22 protein-coding genes and 1 pseudogene are annotated in these 17,563 nt (G+C 61.1%); 8 read left to right on the forward strand and 15 right to left on the reverse strand.

Annotated features, from left to right (window positions below; genetic code table 11):
- Positions 1-8: 8 nt before the first annotated feature.
- The 3 genes from BKX96_RS27680 (at position 9) to BKX96_RS33330 (ending at position 1,979) form a co-directional block, all read left to right on the forward strand.
- Positions 9-368 carry a DUF6124 family protein gene (locus BKX96_RS27680; protein WP_077186005.1) on the forward strand — a complete coding sequence of 120 codons (360 nt, stop codon included), beginning with the start codon at positions 9-11 and terminating at the stop codon, positions 366-368.
- Between the two features lie 214 nt (positions 369-582).
- Positions 583-1,695 carry a peptidoglycan recognition protein family protein gene (locus BKX96_RS33325; protein ID WP_256721682.1) on the forward strand — a complete coding sequence of 371 codons (1,113 nt, stop codon included), beginning with the start codon at positions 583-585 and terminating at the stop codon, positions 1,693-1,695.
- Positions 1,692-1,979 carry a hypothetical protein gene (locus BKX96_RS33330; protein ID WP_077186006.1) on the forward strand — a complete coding sequence of 96 codons (288 nt, stop codon included), beginning with the start codon at positions 1,692-1,694 and terminating at the stop codon, positions 1,977-1,979. The genes BKX96_RS33325 and BKX96_RS33330 overlap by 4 nt, the downstream gene beginning before the upstream one ends.
- A gap of 72 nt (positions 1,980-2,051) precedes the next feature.
- On the opposite strand, the gene BKX96_RS27695 is transcribed toward BKX96_RS33330, so the two are convergent.
- The 8 genes from BKX96_RS27695 to BKX96_RS27725 all read right to left on the reverse strand — a co-directional run bounded on the left by BKX96_RS27695 (position 2,052) and on the right by BKX96_RS27725 (position 6,616).
- Positions 2,052-2,936 carry a ChaN family lipoprotein gene (locus BKX96_RS27695; RefSeq protein ID WP_077186007.1) on the reverse strand — a complete coding sequence of 295 codons (885 nt, stop codon included), beginning with the start codon at positions 2,934-2,936 and terminating at the stop codon, positions 2,052-2,054.
- A 30-nt stretch (positions 2,937-2,966) separates the two neighbouring features.
- On the reverse strand, positions 2,967-3,734 hold the full coding sequence (locus tag BKX96_RS27700) for a heme ABC transporter ATP-binding protein (protein WP_077186008.1): 768 nt from the start codon (positions 3,732-3,734) through the stop codon (positions 2,967-2,969).
- A complete protein-coding gene (locus BKX96_RS27705) occupies positions 3,734-4,744 on the reverse strand; it encodes a FecCD family ABC transporter permease (RefSeq protein WP_179092187.1) in 1,011 nt (336 codons plus the stop codon). The genes BKX96_RS27700 and BKX96_RS27705 overlap by 1 nt, the downstream gene beginning before the upstream one ends.
- A gap of 23 nt (positions 4,745-4,767) precedes the next feature.
- On the reverse strand, positions 4,768-4,914 hold the full coding sequence (locus BKX96_RS32950; RefSeq protein WP_179092185.1) for a hypothetical protein: 147 nt from the start codon (positions 4,912-4,914) through the stop codon (positions 4,768-4,770).
- Positions 4,915-4,926: 12 nt separating this feature from the next.
- On the reverse strand, positions 4,927-5,112 hold the full coding sequence (locus BKX96_RS27710) for a hypothetical protein (protein ID WP_143512481.1): 186 nt from the start codon (positions 5,110-5,112) through the stop codon (positions 4,927-4,929).
- Positions 5,113-5,171: 59 nt separating this feature from the next.
- Positions 5,172-5,600 carry a nuclear transport factor 2 family protein gene (locus BKX96_RS27715; protein ID WP_077186010.1) on the reverse strand — a complete coding sequence of 143 codons (429 nt, stop codon included), beginning with the start codon at positions 5,598-5,600 and terminating at the stop codon, positions 5,172-5,174.
- A gap of 58 nt (positions 5,601-5,658) precedes the next feature.
- Complete coding sequence (locus tag BKX96_RS27720; protein WP_077186011.1) at positions 5,659-6,228, reverse strand: chorismate mutase; 570 nt, start codon at positions 6,226-6,228, stop codon at positions 5,659-5,661.
- A gap of 103 nt (positions 6,229-6,331) precedes the next feature.
- Positions 6,332-6,616: a DUF7693 family protein gene (locus BKX96_RS27725; protein WP_077186012.1), complete on the reverse strand. Its 285-nt coding sequence runs from the start codon at positions 6,614-6,616 to the stop codon at positions 6,332-6,334.
- 195 nt (positions 6,617-6,811) lie between these two features.
- On the opposite strand from BKX96_RS27725, the gene BKX96_RS27730 reads away from it, so the two are divergent.
- A complete protein-coding gene (locus tag BKX96_RS27730; RefSeq protein WP_046817654.1) occupies positions 6,812-8,485 on the forward strand; it encodes a tetratricopeptide repeat protein in 1,674 nt (557 codons plus the stop codon).
- 173 nt (positions 8,486-8,658) lie between these two features.
- On the opposite strand, the gene BKX96_RS27735 is transcribed toward BKX96_RS27730, so the two are convergent.
- Together BKX96_RS27735 and BKX96_RS27740 are read right to left on the reverse strand one after the other, a co-directional pair.
- Positions 8,659-9,351 (reverse strand): RES family NAD+ phosphorylase, encoded by a 693-nt coding sequence (locus tag BKX96_RS27735; RefSeq protein ID WP_046817653.1) that lies wholly within the window; start codon positions 9,349-9,351, stop codon positions 8,659-8,661.
- Positions 9,345-9,749 carry an antitoxin Xre-like helix-turn-helix domain-containing protein gene (locus BKX96_RS27740; protein WP_046817652.1) on the reverse strand — a complete coding sequence of 135 codons (405 nt, stop codon included), beginning with the start codon at positions 9,747-9,749 and terminating at the stop codon, positions 9,345-9,347. Before BKX96_RS27740 ends, BKX96_RS27735 begins: the two co-directional genes overlap by 7 nt.
- Before the next feature lie 234 nt (positions 9,750-9,983).
- Between BKX96_RS27740 and BKX96_RS27745 the strand changes: the two genes are divergently transcribed.
- A complete protein-coding gene (locus BKX96_RS27745; protein ID WP_046817651.1) occupies positions 9,984-10,427 on the forward strand; it encodes a hypothetical protein in 444 nt (147 codons plus the stop codon).
- 63 nt (positions 10,428-10,490) lie between these two features.
- Here BKX96_RS27745 and BKX96_RS33335 read toward each other — a convergent pair.
- Both BKX96_RS33335 and BKX96_RS27755 read right to left on the reverse strand, forming a co-directional pair.
- Positions 10,491-10,634 (reverse strand): annotated as a pseudogene (locus tag BKX96_RS33335) (MAPEG family protein); the annotation flags it as partial.
- A 50-nt stretch (positions 10,635-10,684) separates the two neighbouring features.
- Entirely contained in the window at positions 10,685-11,638 is a 954-nt protein-coding gene (locus tag BKX96_RS27755) for a diiron oxygenase (protein WP_077186013.1), read from the reverse strand.
- Positions 11,639-11,799: 161 nt separating this feature from the next.
- Here BKX96_RS27755 and BKX96_RS27760 point away from each other — a divergent pair, with 161 nt between their 5' ends.
- Positions 11,800-12,756: an AraC family transcriptional regulator gene (locus tag BKX96_RS27760; RefSeq protein ID WP_046817648.1), complete on the forward strand. Its 957-nt coding sequence runs from the start codon at positions 11,800-11,802 to the stop codon at positions 12,754-12,756.
- A gap of 69 nt (positions 12,757-12,825) precedes the next feature.
- Entirely contained in the window at positions 12,826-13,689 is an 864-nt protein-coding gene (locus BKX96_RS27765; protein WP_046817647.1) for a sensor domain-containing diguanylate cyclase, read from the forward strand.
- Positions 13,690-13,706: 17 nt separating this feature from the next.
- On the opposite strand, the gene BKX96_RS27770 is transcribed toward BKX96_RS27765, so the two are convergent.
- Positions 13,707-14,132, reverse strand: a complete 426-nt coding sequence (locus tag BKX96_RS27770; protein ID WP_046817646.1) for a hypothetical protein — start codon at positions 14,130-14,132, stop codon at positions 13,707-13,709.
- A 158-nt stretch (positions 14,133-14,290) separates the two neighbouring features.
- Here BKX96_RS27770 and BKX96_RS27775 point away from each other — a divergent pair, with 158 nt between their 5' ends.
- Positions 14,291-14,944 carry a TetR/AcrR family transcriptional regulator gene (locus BKX96_RS27775; RefSeq protein WP_077186014.1) on the forward strand — a complete coding sequence of 218 codons (654 nt, stop codon included), beginning with the start codon at positions 14,291-14,293 and terminating at the stop codon, positions 14,942-14,944.
- A 36-nt stretch (positions 14,945-14,980) separates the two neighbouring features.
- Here BKX96_RS27775 and BKX96_RS27780 read toward each other — a convergent pair whose 3' ends face one another.
- Both BKX96_RS27780 and BKX96_RS27785 read right to left on the reverse strand, forming a co-directional pair.
- A complete protein-coding gene (locus tag BKX96_RS27780) occupies positions 14,981-15,907 on the reverse strand; it encodes a DUF2950 domain-containing protein (RefSeq protein WP_410454550.1) in 927 nt (308 codons plus the stop codon).
- Positions 15,904-17,436 (reverse strand): DUF3300 domain-containing protein, encoded by a 1,533-nt coding sequence (locus tag BKX96_RS27785; RefSeq protein WP_077186015.1) that lies wholly within the window; start codon positions 17,434-17,436, stop codon positions 15,904-15,906. The genes BKX96_RS27780 and BKX96_RS27785 overlap by 4 nt, the downstream gene beginning before the upstream one ends.
- Between the last annotated feature and the right edge of the window lie 127 nt (positions 17,437-17,563).

A 17,563-nucleotide genomic window follows, 5' to 3' on the forward strand; every position in this document is an offset into this window, starting at 1 on the left:
ATTCAACTATGGTCAAACCTTCACCAAATCCGCCGAACACCGATCCGGCATCCCCATACGAACCCGATTCAAAAAAACTCAACGAAGCCGCCGAACGCGCCCTCGATTACCACTTCCCCTCGACCGCCGACATCAAGGCCACCCCGCGCACCATCAGTACCCTGTTTACCGTAGACCCTGAAGCCACGACCGAAACCCTGGTGGTGTATCTGGTCGAAACGCTGGCCTCGGTCGATGTCATGGTTCATTACCTGGTCGACCATTTGGAGGGCAGTTCGCGCAATGTTTTGCTGGGTATTTCAAACAACGTCATGCTGGCGGAGATCACGGCGAACCGAGTGCTGGACCAAATCGAACCATCTGCATAGCGCAAGGAGCTGCCGCAGGCTGCGATCTTTTGATCTTGATTTTCTGTCAGTCCCAAGACGATCTACATCAAAAGATCGCAGCCTGCGGCAGTTCCTACAGGGATTTCCGAGCCTTGACTGAGTGGTCCATAGGCTGGTTATTCTGCCGTTCTCAACAAGGAAACCGACGTCCATCAATGTTGTTTGAGGGCGTTGGTGTTAAGGAGGATGGTAGATGGTGATGCGCCTTATTCGTCAGCAAGACCGCGAGCGGCAAGGTATAGGTTTCGATCAGATCGAATCGCCGTTTTTTGCCGAGGGCATGGTAAAACGGGCCATTCAGAGTTACGGCGACGGGATTTTTGGGCTACGTGATTTTCTGCTTGCCAATGGACGTACGCGTGGTCAGATATCGGAACCTGAGCTGCGCCAAATGCTTGCTACTGTGGAAAACGGTGATTGGCTTTTGGTCACCGATGACCCCTTCAGCCCGATGAGTGAAGACCGGACGGGCAGGTATAGATGCCTCAGCGGATGGCGAATGGCGTCGCTGGATTACCATCCTGTCGCTCACGGCATGTTGCCGTTCTCCAAAACCGAACCGGGTGCAAGTTTGCTACCTCAAGATCGATCAAAAATGGCTCAGCAATTTGCTACCAGGGCAAGAGTGACCCACGACGAACCCGCTGAGCCAGCAGCTCTTACTACCATCCGTGGCAACGATAGAGCTGCTACCAGGGAAGCAATCATCAGGCTCGTCCGCAAAAATGGTTATGAGTTTGAAGAAAGATCATCATGGGGAGCTCATCAAGCCAAAGGCGAAATGATCGATGACTGGGACTACTCGATGATCGCCCTTCACCATGCAGGTAGAAGTGTGGGCTGTGGAGTCGGACAAGGACAAATGCGTGCGATTCAGAGCGCTCATCAGACCAAGTTCGATGATATCGGTTATCACTACGGTATTGATTGTATGGGCAATGTCTTTGAGGGGCGTGACATCCGATTCAAAGGCTCAAGCGTACATAACTACAACACGGGCGTTATTGGCATCGTTTTGCTGGAAAACCTGACAACCGCGGGCGAAGGGGGCGATTTGGTTGCTCTTGCTCGTCAGGCTCTTGAAACCATGAATGGCAATATGGACCAGGAGATCCCTGCCGTGCAAATCAACGCCCTATTGAATCTGGTTCAAGCGCTGACCAGTGTTTTCGGGGTGACTGTCTTGGGTGGGCATCGCGAATTCCCCATGCAAGCCGGTGAAGGAAAGATTTGCCCTGGCAATATTGGGATGAGACTAGTGAGAGATCTTCGAATCAAAACCAACCTGCAACCACCTTCATTATGAAATCGCTGCTTATAATTTTCCCGATCGCGTTCCTCGTTTTCCTCTACACCGGTTTTTACGAAAAGATGGAAGACGCCTACCCGGAAAAAGTATTTTTCATCAAAAAAAGTCCGGCACTTCAGATGAAGTTTGAGAATATTTTCGCGTACGAATCAGATGACAAAAAATTGAGTGAGCTAACCGATACGGAGCGGCAGTTGGTCATCCAGTATTGCAAGTATCGGTTAGGCATCATTACGACGTTGAAAAGCCAGAACGAGCTTGAGGCATGTAAAAAAAGGTAAGTTTCGTTCCTGTGCACCTTTCTCAAACGGGCCTTTCTGGCCCGTTTTTATGCCCGCGCCCAAAGGAGCTTTTCAACGACGAAATTGCGCGCAGTGATCCTGTTCCGGTTGCGCCGCCGTATACCACACGAAATCCGCGCTATCGGCGCTTACCGTCTTGCCCACCTCTGCCAAAACCAGCACTGCGTTGCCCTGGCCAGCGCCGAGGTCTTTCAGATGCAGCGGCACGCCCAGGTCCTTGCGCACATGGAACGCCCCGGCCAGCAACAGGGCTGGCGTCGGCGCCGCCAACAAGCGCTCGGCCATGCGTCGGTCGCGTTGCTGTTGCACGGCGAGCATCGCCGGCATCTGCGTTTCGGGCAGCAAGCCGCAATGGGACTCGCGAATGTCCGCAAGCAAGGTCGCTTGCACCTGTTGGGTAGTGGACGCTTCGCCGCTGAGCATCGGACGCTGTTGGTAGATCTGCATGATCTGCGCCCGGTCCAGGTTGGCCGACAGCAGCGGATAGGGTTGGCGCAGGGCGTAAGTCACCAATGCACCGTAAACGCCCCAATCCCAATTGGCTTGCCAGGACAGCGCTTGATAGAGGTCGGCCGGCGGTTGACCGGCACGGATGGCGGCCTGTGCTGCATCGACTTTTGCCTGTTGGTCGGGGTTGAGCATTTCCATCAACAGGCTGCCCTGTGGACGTTGCGCCGCCAGTTGGCGTAGCAGCCACAGTTGCAAGGCATGGTGATCGGGGTTGTCGTGTTGTTCACCGACCAGCACCCGCGGCGCAGCCGCCAGGCGCTCGACCAATGCGTGCGGGGTGAGGGTGCGCCCGCTGGCGAGTTCGCGGATGACCCCGAGATCAGCGTGAGCCCGCCCTTCGGGGGCAATTGCAGGCGGTGGCGGTGCGACGTAATGAACTTGGCAGGCAGCCAGCAGGCTGGCCAGGCATATCAGCAGGATGCGCATCGGCTCTCCTTGTTGGGGGGTGGATGGGCGTCAGCGCGCGATAATCAACGGATGACCGCGTTCCGGGTGCCGGTGGATCAGTACTTGCAACCCGTAAACGGCTTGCAGTGCCTCGGCGGTCAGGACTTCATCCGGAGGACCGCAGGCGTGCGTGCGCCCCTCATGCAACAGCAGCAACTGATCACAATACCGTGCCGCCAGATTCAGGTCGTGCAGGATCACCAGCACCGCCGCACCGCGCCCGGCGAAATCCCGCACCGCCTGCAGAATGGTGTGCTGGTGCAGCGGGTCGAGCATCGAGGTCGGTTCGTCGAGCAGCAAGGTCTGCCCCTTGGCCCCCGGCCACAGTTGCGCGAGCACCCGCGCCAGGTGCACGCGCTGGCGTTCGCCACCGGACAACGCCAGATAACTGCGCTCCGCCAGGTGCAAGGCGTCGGCGGCAACCAGGGCTTCAGCAACGATTTCGGCATCGCGCACACGACCGCTGCAATGGGGCAGGCGACCCATGGCCACCACTTCATTCACGGAGAAGGCGAAGTTCAGGCTTGAACTTTGGGGCAATACCGCCAGGCGTCTGGCCCGCTCCTGACCCGGCCAGTCGGCGAGTGCACGCTCATCGAGGCTGACCGTACCTTTGTTGGCCGGTAGCTCGTCGCACAGGGCGGCGAGCAGGGTGCTTTTACCGGCGCCGTTGGGCCCCAGCACGCCAAGGACTTGACCTGGACGCAACTCGATATCGATGTCTGCCAGAACAGTGCGACTGCCGCGCCGCACCAACAAGTTGTTGGCCCGCAGCATCAGGAACGCCCCCGTACCAGCAGATAGAGAAAGAAGGGTGCACCGATGAGCGCGGTGACGATACCGATCGGCAACTCGGCGGGTGCCAGCAGCAAACGGGCGACCAGATCCGCGAGCAACAACAGGCTGGCACCGGCGAGCAATGACGCCGGCAGCAGCGCCCGATGGTCGGGTCCGACCAGCAGGCGCATCAGGTGCGGCACCACCAGGCCGATAAAACCGATCAGGCCTGCCGCGGCCACCGCGGCTCCGACGCCCAGCGCCGTGCACAACACCAGCTCAAGCTTGATCCGCTCGACATTGAAGCCCAGGTGACGGGCTTCGGACTCGCCCAGAAGCATCGCGTTGAGCGCCGCAGCGCGACGCGGCAACCACGACGCCACGCCCACCGCCACGATCAGCAACGGCCACAGGCGTGGATAACTGGCGCCGTTGAGGCTGCCCAGGTTCCAAAAAGTCAGGGTGCGCAACGTAGCGTCATCGGCCAGGTAGGTGAACAGGCCGACCCCGGCCCCGGCCATGGCCGTCATCGCCACGCCGGCCAGGAGCAGGGTGGCGACGTTGGTCTGGCCATCGCTGCGGCCGAAGCGATACACCACCGCCGTGACGATCAGACCGCCGGCGAAGGCGCTCACCGACAACAGGTACGGCTCGATGGTCGGCGGCCAACCGCCCATCAGGCTGCCGCCGACAATCGCGACCGCCGCGCCCAGCGCTGCGCCGCCGGACACGCCAACCAGCCCCGGATCGGCCAGCGGATTGCGAAACAACCCTTGCATGGCCACGCCGGACAGCGCGAGTACCGAGCCGACCGCGATGCCCAGCAGACTGCGCGGCAGGCGGATCTGACCGAGGATCAGCTCGGCCTGTTGGTTGTCGCCGCCATCCACCGGCAATCCGAGCAGACGCAGCCCGGCCAGCAAGGTATCGCCCAGCGGCAGGCTGACCGGCCCCAGGGCCAGGGACAGCCAGAACACCAGCGCCAATACCAGACCCAGGGCAATCAACATCGGCCGCGGTCGAACGATGGCCGTCACCGGTTGCGCTCTGTTGTCTGGAGTCCGGCAGCCTGCACCTGTGCCGACGGATAGAGCGCCTTCGCCAGCGTGGCCAGGGCGTCGGCCATGGCCATCTGGTTCTGGAGCACGCCGGCGCAGGCCAGCAGTGATTTGATACGCATCAGGACGCTTCCCTAGTCGATCAGGACGGTGGCGGTTTCGGCCAAGGCACGCCGAACAACTGGGATGACCCGTTCACCATCGGCATCGAAACCTTCGAAGCGGCTGATGATGCCACCGACGCTCGGCTTGCGCACTTGCACGCGTTGCGCAAAATCTTTGTAGGCGCTGGCTTGCCAGCGAAAAGGCCCGAAGCTCAATGCACATTTCAAAGACGCCTTCGCCGGCAAGCCGGGCTCCTACAGGTGCGCGGCAATGATCAGGTTTTGCTGGCGGCCAGGTAGGCACCGAGGCGACGGCCCATTTCCTCGCCCAGCGCCTGCAAGCCACTGAGTGGACGGACCATCACTTCGAAATCGACGATTTTCCCCTGTTCGTTGAAGCGGATCATGTCGATGCCTTTCAATTCCTTGTCGCCGACTCTCGCGCTGAATTCGAGGATCACATTCAAGCCGTCGGCGCTCGCCAGTTCGCGATGATAAGTGAAGTCTTCGAACACCTTGGACACGGTGTTGAGGATCATCGAAACCACCGGCGCACCCGGATACGGCGTGTGCGCCATCGGTGAGCGGAACACCGCTTGTGGGTCCAGCAGCGCAGGCAAGGGCTGCAAGTCGCCGGTGCGGATCATCGCGTGCCACAGGTTCAAGGATTGCGCGGCTTTGGGGTGCAGTTGCAGTTCAGACATGATCAACTCCTGTTTTTTTGTTGTTGTGCAAAGTGTGTCTGGCGGCAGGCGAGGGCGCCTATGAATCCGTGACGCACAACTCCCCCGTCGCACGGATCAATGCCTGGCCATGCAGGGCATCCTTGATCAGCTCGGAGCGCTGCTCAGCCAGCCACTCCGGGCAATTGGGGTCGACGCGATAGGGCACGAAATCGGCATATTGATGCAACAGACGCACTTGCAGTTCTTCCAGCTTTGCCCGCAGCTGGTTCAGGTCCGGCCGTGGCAGGTCGGGCGCCTTGTGCGCTGCTTGCCATTGCGCAATCAGTCCATACTGCACCAGTTTGTTGGCTTCGATCTGCGCGGCGGTCAGTTCGGCGGCTTCATCCGGGTCGACGTTGTTTGCGACGGCCTGCTTCCTCGCAAGAGTGATGAGCAGGGTTTCCCGGGCGGTATCCTGGATCGGTTTGCCGGTGTCCCATTTGGTCAGCGCCACCAGGTTGGCAACATTCAGGCGCTCGTTGATGGTGTTCAGCAGTGGCTGCAGCGATTCGGGCGCCGGGGTGGGCAGGGCGGCGTTGGCGACGCTGGCGAATAAGCCGAACAACGAGCAAGTCAGCGCTTGCGGCAAGCGTGGGCTGTGGAACATAAGCAACCTCATGGGTTCGGGATGCGCATCCGGTCTTATGTATCACAGCTGAGTCAGATGAACGATAGTTCAACGAGCACTTTTGCGTTGCCCTGGCCCGAACTCAGTCGCCAACCAGCAACCGCTCGATCTGCGCCAGCTCCCAGGTGCTGAGCAAACTCACCGGGTCAGTACCGAAACGCGGCCCACCGTCGAACGCTCGGCCGTCCGGACTCTGGCAATGCTGGCAGTGGCGCAGGTGGGTGCCGTCGACATCCAGGCTCAAATGCCAGCCCTCGATATCCACCTGCATCGGGCTGGATCGTTGATCAAGGCACTTGAGCGGGCGCAGGCCCAGGGCGGCATCGCGCAGTTGCTGGTAAACCTCTCGGGCTGTCAGGGGCGGCATGGTGTCTCCGGTGGAATGGCGGCACGGGTAGAATCGGGACCACAGGATAGTCGATCAGCAACCAGGTGAAGAGCCCTGCAACGCAGTGGATCGATTGCACCGACGCAGCCTGTCGTCGGTTATGGCGCCAGGCCAGGTGCGCAGGGGTATGCTGGTTTTTCGCAGGTTCCGCACTCTGATCGAGAGGATAAACCGATGCACGACTATTACGATCTGGGCACCTACAGCCGCCCCGTGACGACGAGTTCAGCCCAGGCCCAGCTTTGGTTCGACCGCGGCCTGATGTGGTGCTACGGCTACAACCATGACGAAGCCATCCGCTGTTTCCAGAAAGCCCTGGAACACGATCGCGACTGCGCGATGGCCTACTGGGGCATCGCCTATGCCTCGGGGCCCAACTACAACAAACGCTGGGACGCCTTCATCGAGCAAGAGCTCAAGGAGGCCGTGGCCCAGGCACGACTGGCGACACAAATCGCGCTGGTGCACCTTGACGGCACGACACCAGTGGAACAGGCCCTGATCCACGCGATACAGCAACGCTACCAAGCCGAACAGGCGAGCAGCGTTGACGAGCTTTTCACCTGGAACGATGCCTATGCGGCGTCCATGCGCGATGTCTATCGCAGCTTTCCCGACGATCCCGACGTGGTGACACTGTTCGCCGAAGCGCTGATCGACCGCACGCCCTGGCAGTTGTGGGACCTGAAAACTGGCCAGCCGGCAGCAGGTGCCGACACCCTTGAGACGGTGGCCGTACTCGAACGGGCCCTGCAACGCATGGAGCAACAGGGCGATGCACCGCACCCCGGCGTGCTGCACATGTACGTCCACACGATGGAAATGTCGCCGTACCCGGAACGGGCCTTACGCGCGGGCGATGTCCTGCGCGACCTGGTGCCGGACGCCGGACACTTACGCCATATGCCGTCGCACATCGACCTGCTCTGTGGCGATTACCGCGGGGCCATGATCACCAATCACCGGGCAATCCAGGCCGACAGCCTGTACCTGGCTAAGGAGGGCCCGATCAATTTCTACACCCTGTACCGCAGCCACAATTACCACTTCAAACTCTATTCGGCGATGTTCCTCGGCCAGTACCAGCCAGCCCTGGAGGCCGCCGATCAACTGGCCGATACCCTCATCGAAGACCTCCTGCGGGTGGAAAAACCGCCCATGGCCGACTGGCTCGAAAGCTTCGTGTCGATGAAGCTCCACGTGCAGATCCGCTTCGGCAGATGGCAAGATATCCTCGCCACGCCGCTGCCCGCCGACCAGGCGCTGTACTGCGTGACCACGGCCATGCTGCACTACGCCAAAGGCGTGGCCCATGCGGCCTGCGGGCGGGTCGCCGAAGCTGAAACCGAGCATCACCTGTTCCTCGAGGCCTGGGCCCGGGTGCCGGACACACGCTACCTCTTCAACAACCAATGCAACGATATCCTGGCCGTGGCCGCGGGCATGCTGCGGGGCGAAATCGAATACCGCAAGGGTAACTTCGACGAAGCCTTCGCCCACCTGCGCGAGGCGCAATCGCTGGACGATCACCTGCCATACGACGAGCCCTGGGGCTGGATGCAACCGGTACGCCACGCACTGGGCGCGCTGCTGCTGGAGCAGGGCAGGGTAGAAGAAGCCTTGCACGCCTACCGCGCCGACCTGGGCCTGGATAACACACTCAGTCGCGCCTCCTGGCACCTGGACAATGTGTGGAGCCTGCACGGCTACGTGGAGTGTTTGAAGCGACTGGGTCGCGATGCCGAAGCGGCCGCTGCGCAGGTTCGCCTCAACCTGGCCCTGGCCCGGGCGGATGTGGAGATTTCGGCTTCGTGTTTTTGCCGGATCGGCAGAGCTTGCTGTCTGTAGGCACTTGAATACCCACGAGCGTGTGCGGTGTCATCAGGGTGTCACTGAACCCATGGCAACCGCCATGGGCGATCAGACCCATGCTCGGGCCGATGAATTTGCCAGGACCCCCACTCAAGCAACTATGGCCCGGTACTGATATCGAGCCTGCAGACTCAGGTCGCGGCCTGGTCTCAGGCCTCGCTGATCTGGCTGACGCTGGTAATCTGGCCGTTCCAGACCATCTCGTAGTGGGCGGTCTGGATGATTGAAGAGACGGGTCGGGGCGTCATCAACGCCCAGCAGACACTGCCCGGCAAACGCACCGAGCGATAGCGCAGGCCAGGGCAGCCAGTCTTCCGAATTGCCTGGCCCAGTGCGCGGGAGTGGCTGTAATCGTCAGGCGCATACACCGGATCGTTGATCGGCAGGGCGGTGGCGTCTTTCATTGCGGTATCCATGAATGAGCACGACAGCCCGCGGAACACAAACCGCTCATAGTTCAGGCCCGGCACCTTCGACCAATACAGGCCCTGGTGATGGCGCACTTCGGCCAGCGCGGTTTCCATCGAATCCGCCAGGTACAACACCCCAAAGCTGCCATCGCTGAACCGCGAGCCCGCCGGGTTGATGTGGGTAAAAGGTGCGGTGGCGTACGAGCAGCCGACAATCCCGAACGGGATCTCGCCCCGCGGGATCAGCTCAAGCTGACCGACCTCATTCTTCAGCCGGGGATTGGTCAGTGCCTGGATCTCGAACAGCACCTCGAACTCATCCGCGCTGGCCACGTCATCGAACAATGCAATCGGCGGAAACTTCGAATTGATCAATCGATAAGCCTGCAATGCCTGCCCGGCCAACACCGCCAGCGCGCTCAACTTCACCATAACGCGCCCCGCAGCATATCGATGCGCCGAAAGGTCTCGTACAGCGAAATCATGTCGCCCTGGGCCATGATCGCCAGCGGTGAACGGCCATTGAAAAACTCGTTGTCGTTGGTCATCGACACGAAGCCATAGACGTTGTCCGGGTTATCGAACACCAGGCGCAATGTGGCGTGAATGTTCAGTACGAAACTGATGCGCTGCATCTGATCGGCATCCAGTGCCACCGCCCAGTCCGGGTCATGCTGGCGCGCGCGGGTGTAGGTGCTGCGGGAAATGCGCAGGATCTGGCAGGCCTGCTCGCTGCTGGCGCGCCATTTTTCCAGAATGCCCACGGCGGCGCGCAGGCCGGTGACACACTGGGTTTTGCTGAACGATCGGGGCTGGGTAGCGACGGCCATATAGATTTCCTGTCCTTGCGTCTGTAGATTAAAAGATAGGTGTATTGCATCTACAGAACAATGGCCTTGCGACCAGCGGCAGCTTTGCAGCGGCCCTGTTGCGCTGCCTTAACGTTTTTCGCGGGCAATCAACGCCTGCGATGACCACCCATCAGCCAGCGCCCGCGTCCGGAGCAGGCCACTAGACTTCACAAGGGGGATGACATCAACGCATCTCAAATCAGGAAACCTGTGATGAACAGAGCATCTTGGCTGGCGTTGGTAGTGGCGGTTGGGACGATTTCAGCCTGCGCGAGCAGAACCGAAGTTGTCGATGTCCCCCTCGGTGCTACCCCGCAAAACGCAGAACATATCGCTCGAGCCACCCTCAGCCCGGTGGGCAACCAAACCAGCATCTGGCTCACCGTCGGTGGGGTCCCCCACGACATGGCCGTATCCAGCCGTCTCGACACCGCTATCTACGCAGGCTCGTGCCAGCAACTGGGAGCACAACCGGCGTACGAGACCCGTCAGGCCAACAGCGTCGACTATCCTTCGCTGGCCCCGCGTACCCAGCATTGGGCCCAGGCACCGGTGGCGTTGAGTGAACTGACCAGGGGCGGCTATGCCTTGCTGGTTCGCACCAGCCCGGCAGACGGCAGCCGCGCGCTTTTCTGCGGCAACATCAGTGCTGGCTAGGGGGCATCAGACAAGCCGTCCAGTACTGTGGCCTGGGCAACTTGCGCAGGCCATGGACTGGGTTCAGGTGGTGCTTGATGCGGCGTACCAGGCGGCTATGACCATGAGCGCGAGAAAACAGACCAACTGAACGAAGTAGAAGGTAAACCGAACCGCTACGAACCTATTGGTTTGCACATGGCAGACATGAACCAGAGACTGGCACACGAAAATCCAAGCAACATCCACATCGGTATCGTCATGGCTGCCATACTCGATCAATGGCTGAAGATGGGTGCCAGTGCGCTCTGAATCCTCGCCATCTGAGCGGGCGTTGTCATGTGCGTCAGCAGCCGGACAAAGTGAGGGTGTTGCACGCCCGAAATAATGTATTGCCAGCGGTAGGCACCCAGCACGCAGGTTTTGATCTGCGCTGCCTGATCGAGACTCAATGAGCGCGAAACATTGCGGGTAAAGTAGTCGGCATCGGATGCCGATTGGGCCTGCAGGATAGCGTCGACGGCCGCCACCAGCGCTATCAGGTCGTTCACGGCCTGGTCGCATTCGGCCGGCGAAAGTTTCTCGTGCTCCGCCTTCCACTCCAATTCATCGAGCACGACGTGGCGGCTTTCATCCATCCAATGGAATTTGAAGACGTCCTTGAACAGTGGGCATAACTCCTCGCGCGGGGCGATGCTTTTGGCGTAGTGGGTTTGCACGAACAGCTCGATATGACAGGTCAGCGCCAGCACCGACCAGGTGCTGGACGCCAGTACCGCGCGCGCCACTTCGTTGGGATCGGCCACCTGACGATAGCCCACTGGCAATTGCCCAGCCATCATCGTCTCGATGCGCCGGAACAGCTCCTGGTGCCTGATCTCATCGTTGGAAAAACGCACCAGCGCTTCGAGTGCGAGTTGATCGTCAAATACGTGGGCACGACCTTGATCGAGCATTTTGGCGCTGATGAAACGCTCGACCAGGCCAAACAGATACGCATAGGTTCGGCCTTGGATCTGGCTGAGCAAGCGCGCCTCATCCGTGGCGAGGAAGGTCAGGCGTTCGATTTGCGACAGGCCGTCGGGCAGGAATTTGCGCGAGAAGTCGAAATGCCGGTCCCGGAGCAAATCGCGATCGATCTGCCATTCGGCTTTCTTCGATGATCTGACAATCTGCGCGTAACGGGCGGCATTGGCCGAATCAGGGGTGGGTAGGGTCGCGACGGTATTCATATCGATCTCCGGCTTCTCTGGTCGAGTTGCAATGGGGCGGTCCGGGTTGACGTCGGCGCCAATGGGTCCGCGTTGGTGCTAATCTAGGCCTCGCGGTTCAGGCGAAGAATGACCGGTGCGCCGGATTACCTGCTCGAAACTCCGGAACGGAGGGCTGGCAATTGCTCGATGCGCTTTCTGATGTCCTGCGTGTGATCCGATTGTCTGGAGGGGTCTTTCTCGAGGCGCAATTCACTGCGCCCTGGTGCGTCAATGGAAGCCTTTCCGCGGACGATTGCCTGCCGTACCTGGCGGCCCCTCGACATATCATTGCCTCGCATTTTGTCGCCGTGGGGCACATGCAATTGCGCATTGGCGATGGCGCCACTCTCGACGTGCGCGAAGGCGAACTCATTCTGCTTCCTCGCAACGACGTTCATACCTTTGGCAGCGACCTGGGCATTGCGCCCATGCCCGCGCGCGAAGTCATCCAGCCGCCAGACGTTGGCAGCATTTCACGAATCAAATACGGCGGGGGCGGTGAAGCCACGCAGCTGCTGTGCGGCTTCCTCGGCTCGCAAACCCCATTCAACCCGCTGCTTTCGTCGCTGCCGCCGGTATTGAAACTGGACGTGCGCGCAACGGCTTCAGGGGCCTGGATCGAAAGCTCGTTCCGTTTCGCGGTCAGCGAGATCGCGGCGGGGCGTGTCGGCTCGACAGCGGTCATCGCCAAGCTGTCGGAATTGCTCTTCGTCGAAGCGGTCAGCCAGTATGTCACCAGTCTCCCGGCCGAGCGGAGCGGGTGGCTGGCAGGGCTGCGAGACCCGCAAATCGGGCGCGCACTGGCGCTGCTCCATTCGCGTCCAACCGATGGCTGGACGGCGCAAGCGCTGGCGCTGGAAGTGGGCATGTCGCGCTCGGTATTCGCCCAGCGATTCACCGCATTGGTCGGCCAGCCACCGATGCAATACCTGGCGCTCTGGCGCCTGCACGTGGCGGCTCAACAGCTGCGCGAAGGACGCGGCAATGTGGCGCAAATCGGCTTTGCCGTGGGCTACGAATCCGAAGCGGCGTTCAGTCGCGCATTCAAGCGCCAGTTCGGCGCGTCACCCGCCACCTGGCGCAGGCAATCGGAATGACAAGGCCCTAGCGGCCTACCTTCGCGATCAGGCATGATCAGGCGACATGAACCGGGACTTCCCTGACCTATGCCCGTTGACCTGCAAGCGCTCTACCCCAAACTGATCCATCTGATGCTGGACACGGTGTTCGTGGTCGACAGGCATAACCAGATCGTATTCGTGAGCGATGCCTGCGAGGCGCTGCTCGGTTACCGTGCCGACGAGCTGACCGGTACCCCGATCACCGACTATATGCATCCTGACGACCTGGCGGCCACACGGGCCTCTATCGTCCGCGTCATGAATGGCCAGCCTCACTTCGACTTCCGCAACCGTTATATCCGCAAGGATGGCGGCGTCGTGCACATCCTGTGGGCTGCCTTCTGGTCCGAGGAGGTGGGGGCGCGGATCGGTGTCGCGCGCAACGTGACGGCGCTCTGGCAAGCCGAGGAGGAACTGCGTTTCCTTGCCCATCATGATCCGCTGACAGGGCTGGCCAACCGGGCGCTGTTCAATGACCGCCTGGACGTGGCCCTGCGCGCGGCACACCGGCACAACAGCACGCTGGCCTTGCTGTTTGTGGATATCGACGACTTCAAGGGCATCAATGACGTCCATGGCCATGCAGCGGGCGATCGTGTGCTGTGCACGATTGCGCGTCGGCTGGAAGGCTGCGTGCGAGAGACGGACACGGTGGCGCGGATGGGCGGTGATGAGTTCACTGTACTGCTGACGGACATCCCGTCCGAGGGTGCCGTTTTCGAGAAAGTGGCGCAGATTCTCTCGATCATGGCCGAGCCACCGGACGCTGAATCCGGCGCAGTCAAAATGCCGTCCTGCAGTATCGGCATCGCCTGTTATCCCGCGGACGGGGAGGATGCCGATACGCTACTCAGCCATGCGGATGACGATATGTACCGGATAAAACGGCACCGGTCAGCGGCCGGGTGACGCGCCGGTCACCGGCGTCATGACAAGCGCGATTCGCCTGGCGCTCGACTCAGGTACCCGGCGGCAACACCGATGCGCGAGAACACCAGCCAGGCAAACAGCAGCACACTCAAGCCAATCAGGATCGATGCCACGCCAATCAGTGGCTCGAACGCCGCAAAGCCCTTCAGGCGCAGGGTCAGGGCGCCCAGCATCAGCGGCACACCGAGGTTGTAGGTCCAGAACTGCGCGGCGGCAGCGCGCCCTTCGCTCATGCCCGGGTGCAGCGTGGCGATGACGCCGAACAGGGCCATCGACACCCATCCCAACAGATTGATATGGGCATGTACCGCGAACAGCGAGTGATCGCCGGAGGCGCCCATTGCCACCCCCAGCACCACGCCAAGGGCAAAGTAGAGGGCGGCGAGTCGAAACCAGGTCCGCGAACGGGGAGTGTGATTCATGGCATTGACCTCAAGCGCCCTGAGGCGCGCTCAGTTGCTGGAAAATCCCTGAAATCGTGATGCCCGCAGGTGCTGCGCACAGGGGCGGTGGCAGGTCCGGTGCCTTGGGTCTATCATGAGACACGAGTCTCATAACAAGACAAGGTATCATTTATTCCATGTCCAGCGCTCAGTCAAGCCCGTCGGTCGCCGACAGCGATTCACAAGGTCGCGTCAACCAGAAGCTGCGCACCCGCCAGGCGCTGATCGAGGCCGCCATCGCCTTGCGCGACGAGGGCCAGCAGCCCACGGTGGCACAAGTGGCCGAGCGCGCTAAAGTCTCGCGCGCCACGGCGTATCGCTACTTCCCCACGGTTGAGGCGTTGATCAGCGAGACGGCGGCAGATCGTGACATGCCGCCGCTGGAGCGCATCTGGCGGCCGGGCGACGATCCGGTCAAAGGCATGGGCCTGGCGGCGAACGCGTTGAACAAGCTCCTGATCGAGGACGAGATCGGCCTGCATGTGATGGAGCGTTCGTTCATGACGGTGTGGCTCGAAAACGAGTCCCACGAACCCCTGCGACCGGGCCGACGGCTGAGCTACATCGAGCCGATTGTCGACTCGATGAAGGACGTGCTTGCGCCCAAGGCGCGTAAACGCCTGAAGCAGGCGCTGTCGATCGTCATGGGCACCGAGGCGTTGATCGCCGTGCGCGATGTCAGTGGCGCGAGCACCGAAGAATCACTCGACGCCAGTGCCTGGGCGGCGCGGGCGCTGGTTCGCCAGGCACTGGAGGAGGCTGAAAAAACACGGCGAAAGCGTGGAGGATGAGCGATTTCATCGACTCCGCCGCCCCCAGGACTTGAATCAATCCGACTTGTCTTGATCCTCCGGCACTTCCTTCCAACTGTCATCCGGATCAAAGCGCTTCATCGTCTGCGCCAACTTTTCCCCATCAGGTCCCAGGTCCTTCTCGAAGACCTGCCCGTCATGACTGATCATGAAGCTCATCACTCCGGTTTCACCGTATTTAGCCGGCCAGGCGATCAGGGCAAAGCCCCGGCTCATCTTGTCGCCGATGAGGTAGCTGTAGGCGCCGCCCGGTGCCGAAGGACCCTGGCCCAGCAGGATGCGGAAGTGGTAGCCATGCCAGGGCTCGCCGGCAATGGTCTTGCCGAACTCGGGGCCCAGCGGGCTGATCTGCCCGCTATCGTCGTCGGCCCAATAGAGTCCGTCGTGCAAGCCTGGGGTGCTGTAGATATTCTGCGCATACTCGAGGGCGCCGTCACCGTCACGATCCACCGAGGCGTAATCCATCTGCGCGTCGTGGTAGGCCAGTGCCGATTGCACCGCGGCCAACTCGTTGCGGCCAATTTGCCGTGCACGGATTTCGGCACTGCCGCCCTTGGGGTCGAAGCGCCAACCGTTCGCGCTTTTAACGATGGGAATAGGCAGCGTCCAATGCTCGCTGCCTACCGACAGAATCGCCTTGTTGTCCGCAGTTTTTTCGATCTGGTGCTGCTGGTGATATTGCTTGAGGAACGCCTCCACGTCTTCGCGCTCCGCGCCGTCGCGAGGGATGTAGCTGCGCCAGTTTTCACCCAGCAACTCGGTCAGGCGTTTCTGATCGGCGGCTTTCGTACCCAGCGCTTCGACGAACGCTTGCGCGGCCTTTTCCGGCGTTGGAAATTCCTGCTGTGCCGTCGCGATGCACGACCAGGCCAAGCCAAAAGTGATCGCCAAGGCATGCACAAGCAAGCCCTTGCGTGCCTTTACTCGAGGATGGTTATTCAACGGCGGCCCCCCCTTGAACGCGCTGGTGGACTGGACGGCCGACTGATCTGGTGGCCGGCGGCTCGCGAGGCATTGGGGCGCTGATAAGAAGCCTGGCTGGCCCGGCCGCGATTGGCTTGAATGTTGGTTTGTGACGGTGAACGCGCGCCGGCGAAGGCATTGTTGCGCGCACTGCCTTTATTGACGGCCGGAGTGGTCTGGCGTTTTTGCGTCGTCTGGCGCGCCTGTGTGCTGCCCTGTACGCGTTGATTTGCCTGATTCCTGGATTGCTGAGTCCTCGCCTGATTCTCCCGAGTGTTTCTGGCAGTGCCCTGGCTTCTGTCGGACGCCATGGGTCTATCAGTCGCATTGGGTCTGTCTGCCCCGGCCTGCATCCGATTGCCGGCCGATGCCCGGGACTGGGCTTCGCGCGCCCGGTCACGGGCTTCCAGGTTGCTGGTGGCGGGGCGTTCGATACCGTGCCTGTCCATCGAGCTGCGGGCATTTTCACGCGCCTGGGCGCGCTGGGGGTTGTTGTCGCCGCGATAGGCCTGGCGTTGATTGGCACCGTCCAGCTGCCGACCGTACTGTTCGCGGCTCCTGCTGTCCCTGTAGGGCACGCCATTGCGATGCGCGGAGTTGTGCTGCCACTTGTTCTGATCGTTGCCGATCCGGTTGTTGGCATTGATGTTGTTATAGCGATTGACGTCGATGTCGACGTCATTGTTGCCCCAGTCACATTCACCCCACAGCGCACCGACGATCGCCACCCCGGTGCCAAACGCCAGCCCGGCCATCAGCGCCTGACCGGGGTAATAGGCGGGCGGTGGTGGATAGTAGGCAGGAGGCGAGGCGGGATAGGCCCAGGTGCCGTAGGTGGTTGTCGGGTTATAGGAGGGCACGTACACCACCTGCGGGTCGGCGGGCTGAATGATGATGGTGGAGCTGCTGCTGGCAGGAGCCTCGGCAGGGGCGGGCGCCGCCGTCGTGGCCGCCGGTGCGGGGGCTGCTGGCGCGACATTCTGGATCGTCACGTTCTGGTACTGGTTGCTCTGCAGGTTGCCGGCTGCCTGAGCTTGACGACGCAGGCGTTGCACCCCATTCATGAGATCGTCGGGCTGCGCCAGGAAGGCATCGCCCAGGCGTTGTACCCAGACGGGATCCTGCCCCAGCGTTGCCAGAACCTGCGGGAAGGCAACCAGCGCCTGCACACTCGGGTCCCAGGGCTGGTTCGCCACTTGCTTGACCGCATCATCGCCCTTGGCGTCAGGATGAGCCTTGGACCAGGTGACCGCCTCGGCGACTTCCCCAGGGTAAGTAGACGCCATCAGTACCTGTGCCAGCAGCGGGTCCGGGTAAAGTGCAATGGGCGCAAGCATCTGGTCCAGCTGTTCCTCGGTGAATACGGGGTCTTTGGCGGGTGCCGCGACCGGCGCTGCACTGGGTGGGTTGGCTGGCGGGGTAGCGGGTGTCTCCGCTGACTGCGCGATATAGGGGGAGCCGCTCAGAATAAAGACCGCTGACAACGCGTAAAAAAATGGAATGCGCATCACAGCTCCCTGTGGTCAGGCAGATTTGCGGTAAGTGCATCATTGTCGGGGAAATGCAGGCCGACTGGGCAAACCCCGGACCTCGGCTTCGACGCCGTCCATTGATAGTAGCAAACAAAAAAAATCT

The organism is Pseudomonas putida (genome assembly GCF_001976065.1).
Taxonomy (GTDB): Bacteria; Pseudomonadota; Gammaproteobacteria; order Pseudomonadales; family Pseudomonadaceae; genus Aquipseudomonas; species Aquipseudomonas serbica.

Coding starts and splice junctions, on each gene's coding strand:
- BKX96_RS27680 (WP_077186005.1), top strand. CDS start 9: ATGGTCAAACCTTCACCAAATCCGCCGAACACCGATCCGGCATCCCCA.
- BKX96_RS33325 (WP_256721682.1), top strand. CDS start 583: ATGGTGATGCGCCTTATTCGTCAGCAAGACCGCGAGCGGCAAGGTATA.
- BKX96_RS33330 (WP_077186006.1), top strand. CDS start 1,692: ATGAAATCGCTGCTTATAATTTTCCCGATCGCGTTCCTCGTTTTCCTC.
- BKX96_RS27695 (WP_077186007.1), bottom strand. CDS start 2,936: ATGCGCATCCTGCTGATATGCCTGGCCAGCCTGCTGGCTGCCTGCCAA.
- BKX96_RS27700 (WP_077186008.1), bottom strand. CDS start 3,734: ATGCTGCGGGCCAACAACTTGTTGGTGCGGCGCGGCAGTCGCACTGTT.
- BKX96_RS27705 (WP_179092187.1), bottom strand. CDS start 4,744: ATGTTGATTGCCCTGGGTCTGGTATTGGCGCTGGTGTTCTGGCTGTCC.
- BKX96_RS32950 (WP_179092185.1), bottom strand. CDS start 4,914: ATGCGTATCAAATCACTGCTGGCCTGCGCCGGCGTGCTCCAGAACCAG.
- BKX96_RS27715 (WP_077186010.1), bottom strand. CDS start 5,600: ATGTCTGAACTGCAACTGCACCCCAAAGCCGCGCAATCCTTGAACCTG.
- BKX96_RS27720 (WP_077186011.1), bottom strand. CDS start 6,228: ATGTTCCACAGCCCACGCTTGCCGCAAGCGCTGACTTGCTCGTTGTTC.
- BKX96_RS27725 (WP_077186012.1), bottom strand. CDS start 6,616: ATGCCGCCCCTGACAGCCCGAGAGGTTTACCAGCAACTGCGCGATGCC.
- BKX96_RS27730 (WP_046817654.1), top strand. CDS start 6,812: ATGCACGACTATTACGATCTGGGCACCTACAGCCGCCCCGTGACGACG.
- BKX96_RS27735 (WP_046817653.1), bottom strand. CDS start 9,351: ATGGTGAAGTTGAGCGCGCTGGCGGTGTTGGCCGGGCAGGCATTGCAG.
- BKX96_RS27740 (WP_046817652.1), bottom strand. CDS start 9,749: ATGGCCGTCGCTACCCAGCCCCGATCGTTCAGCAAAACCCAGTGTGTC.
- BKX96_RS27745 (WP_046817651.1), top strand. CDS start 9,984: ATGAACAGAGCATCTTGGCTGGCGTTGGTAGTGGCGGTTGGGACGATT.
- BKX96_RS27755 (WP_077186013.1), bottom strand. CDS start 11,638: ATGAATACCGTCGCGACCCTACCCACCCCTGATTCGGCCAATGCCGCC.
- BKX96_RS27765 (WP_046817647.1), top strand. CDS start 12,826: ATGCCCGTTGACCTGCAAGCGCTCTACCCCAAACTGATCCATCTGATG.
- BKX96_RS27770 (WP_046817646.1), bottom strand. CDS start 14,132: ATGAATCACACTCCCCGTTCGCGGACCTGGTTTCGACTCGCCGCCCTC.
- BKX96_RS27775 (WP_077186014.1), top strand. CDS start 14,291: ATGTCCAGCGCTCAGTCAAGCCCGTCGGTCGCCGACAGCGATTCACAA.
- BKX96_RS27785 (WP_077186015.1), bottom strand. CDS start 17,436: ATGCGCATTCCATTTTTTTACGCGTTGTCAGCGGTCTTTATTCTGAGC.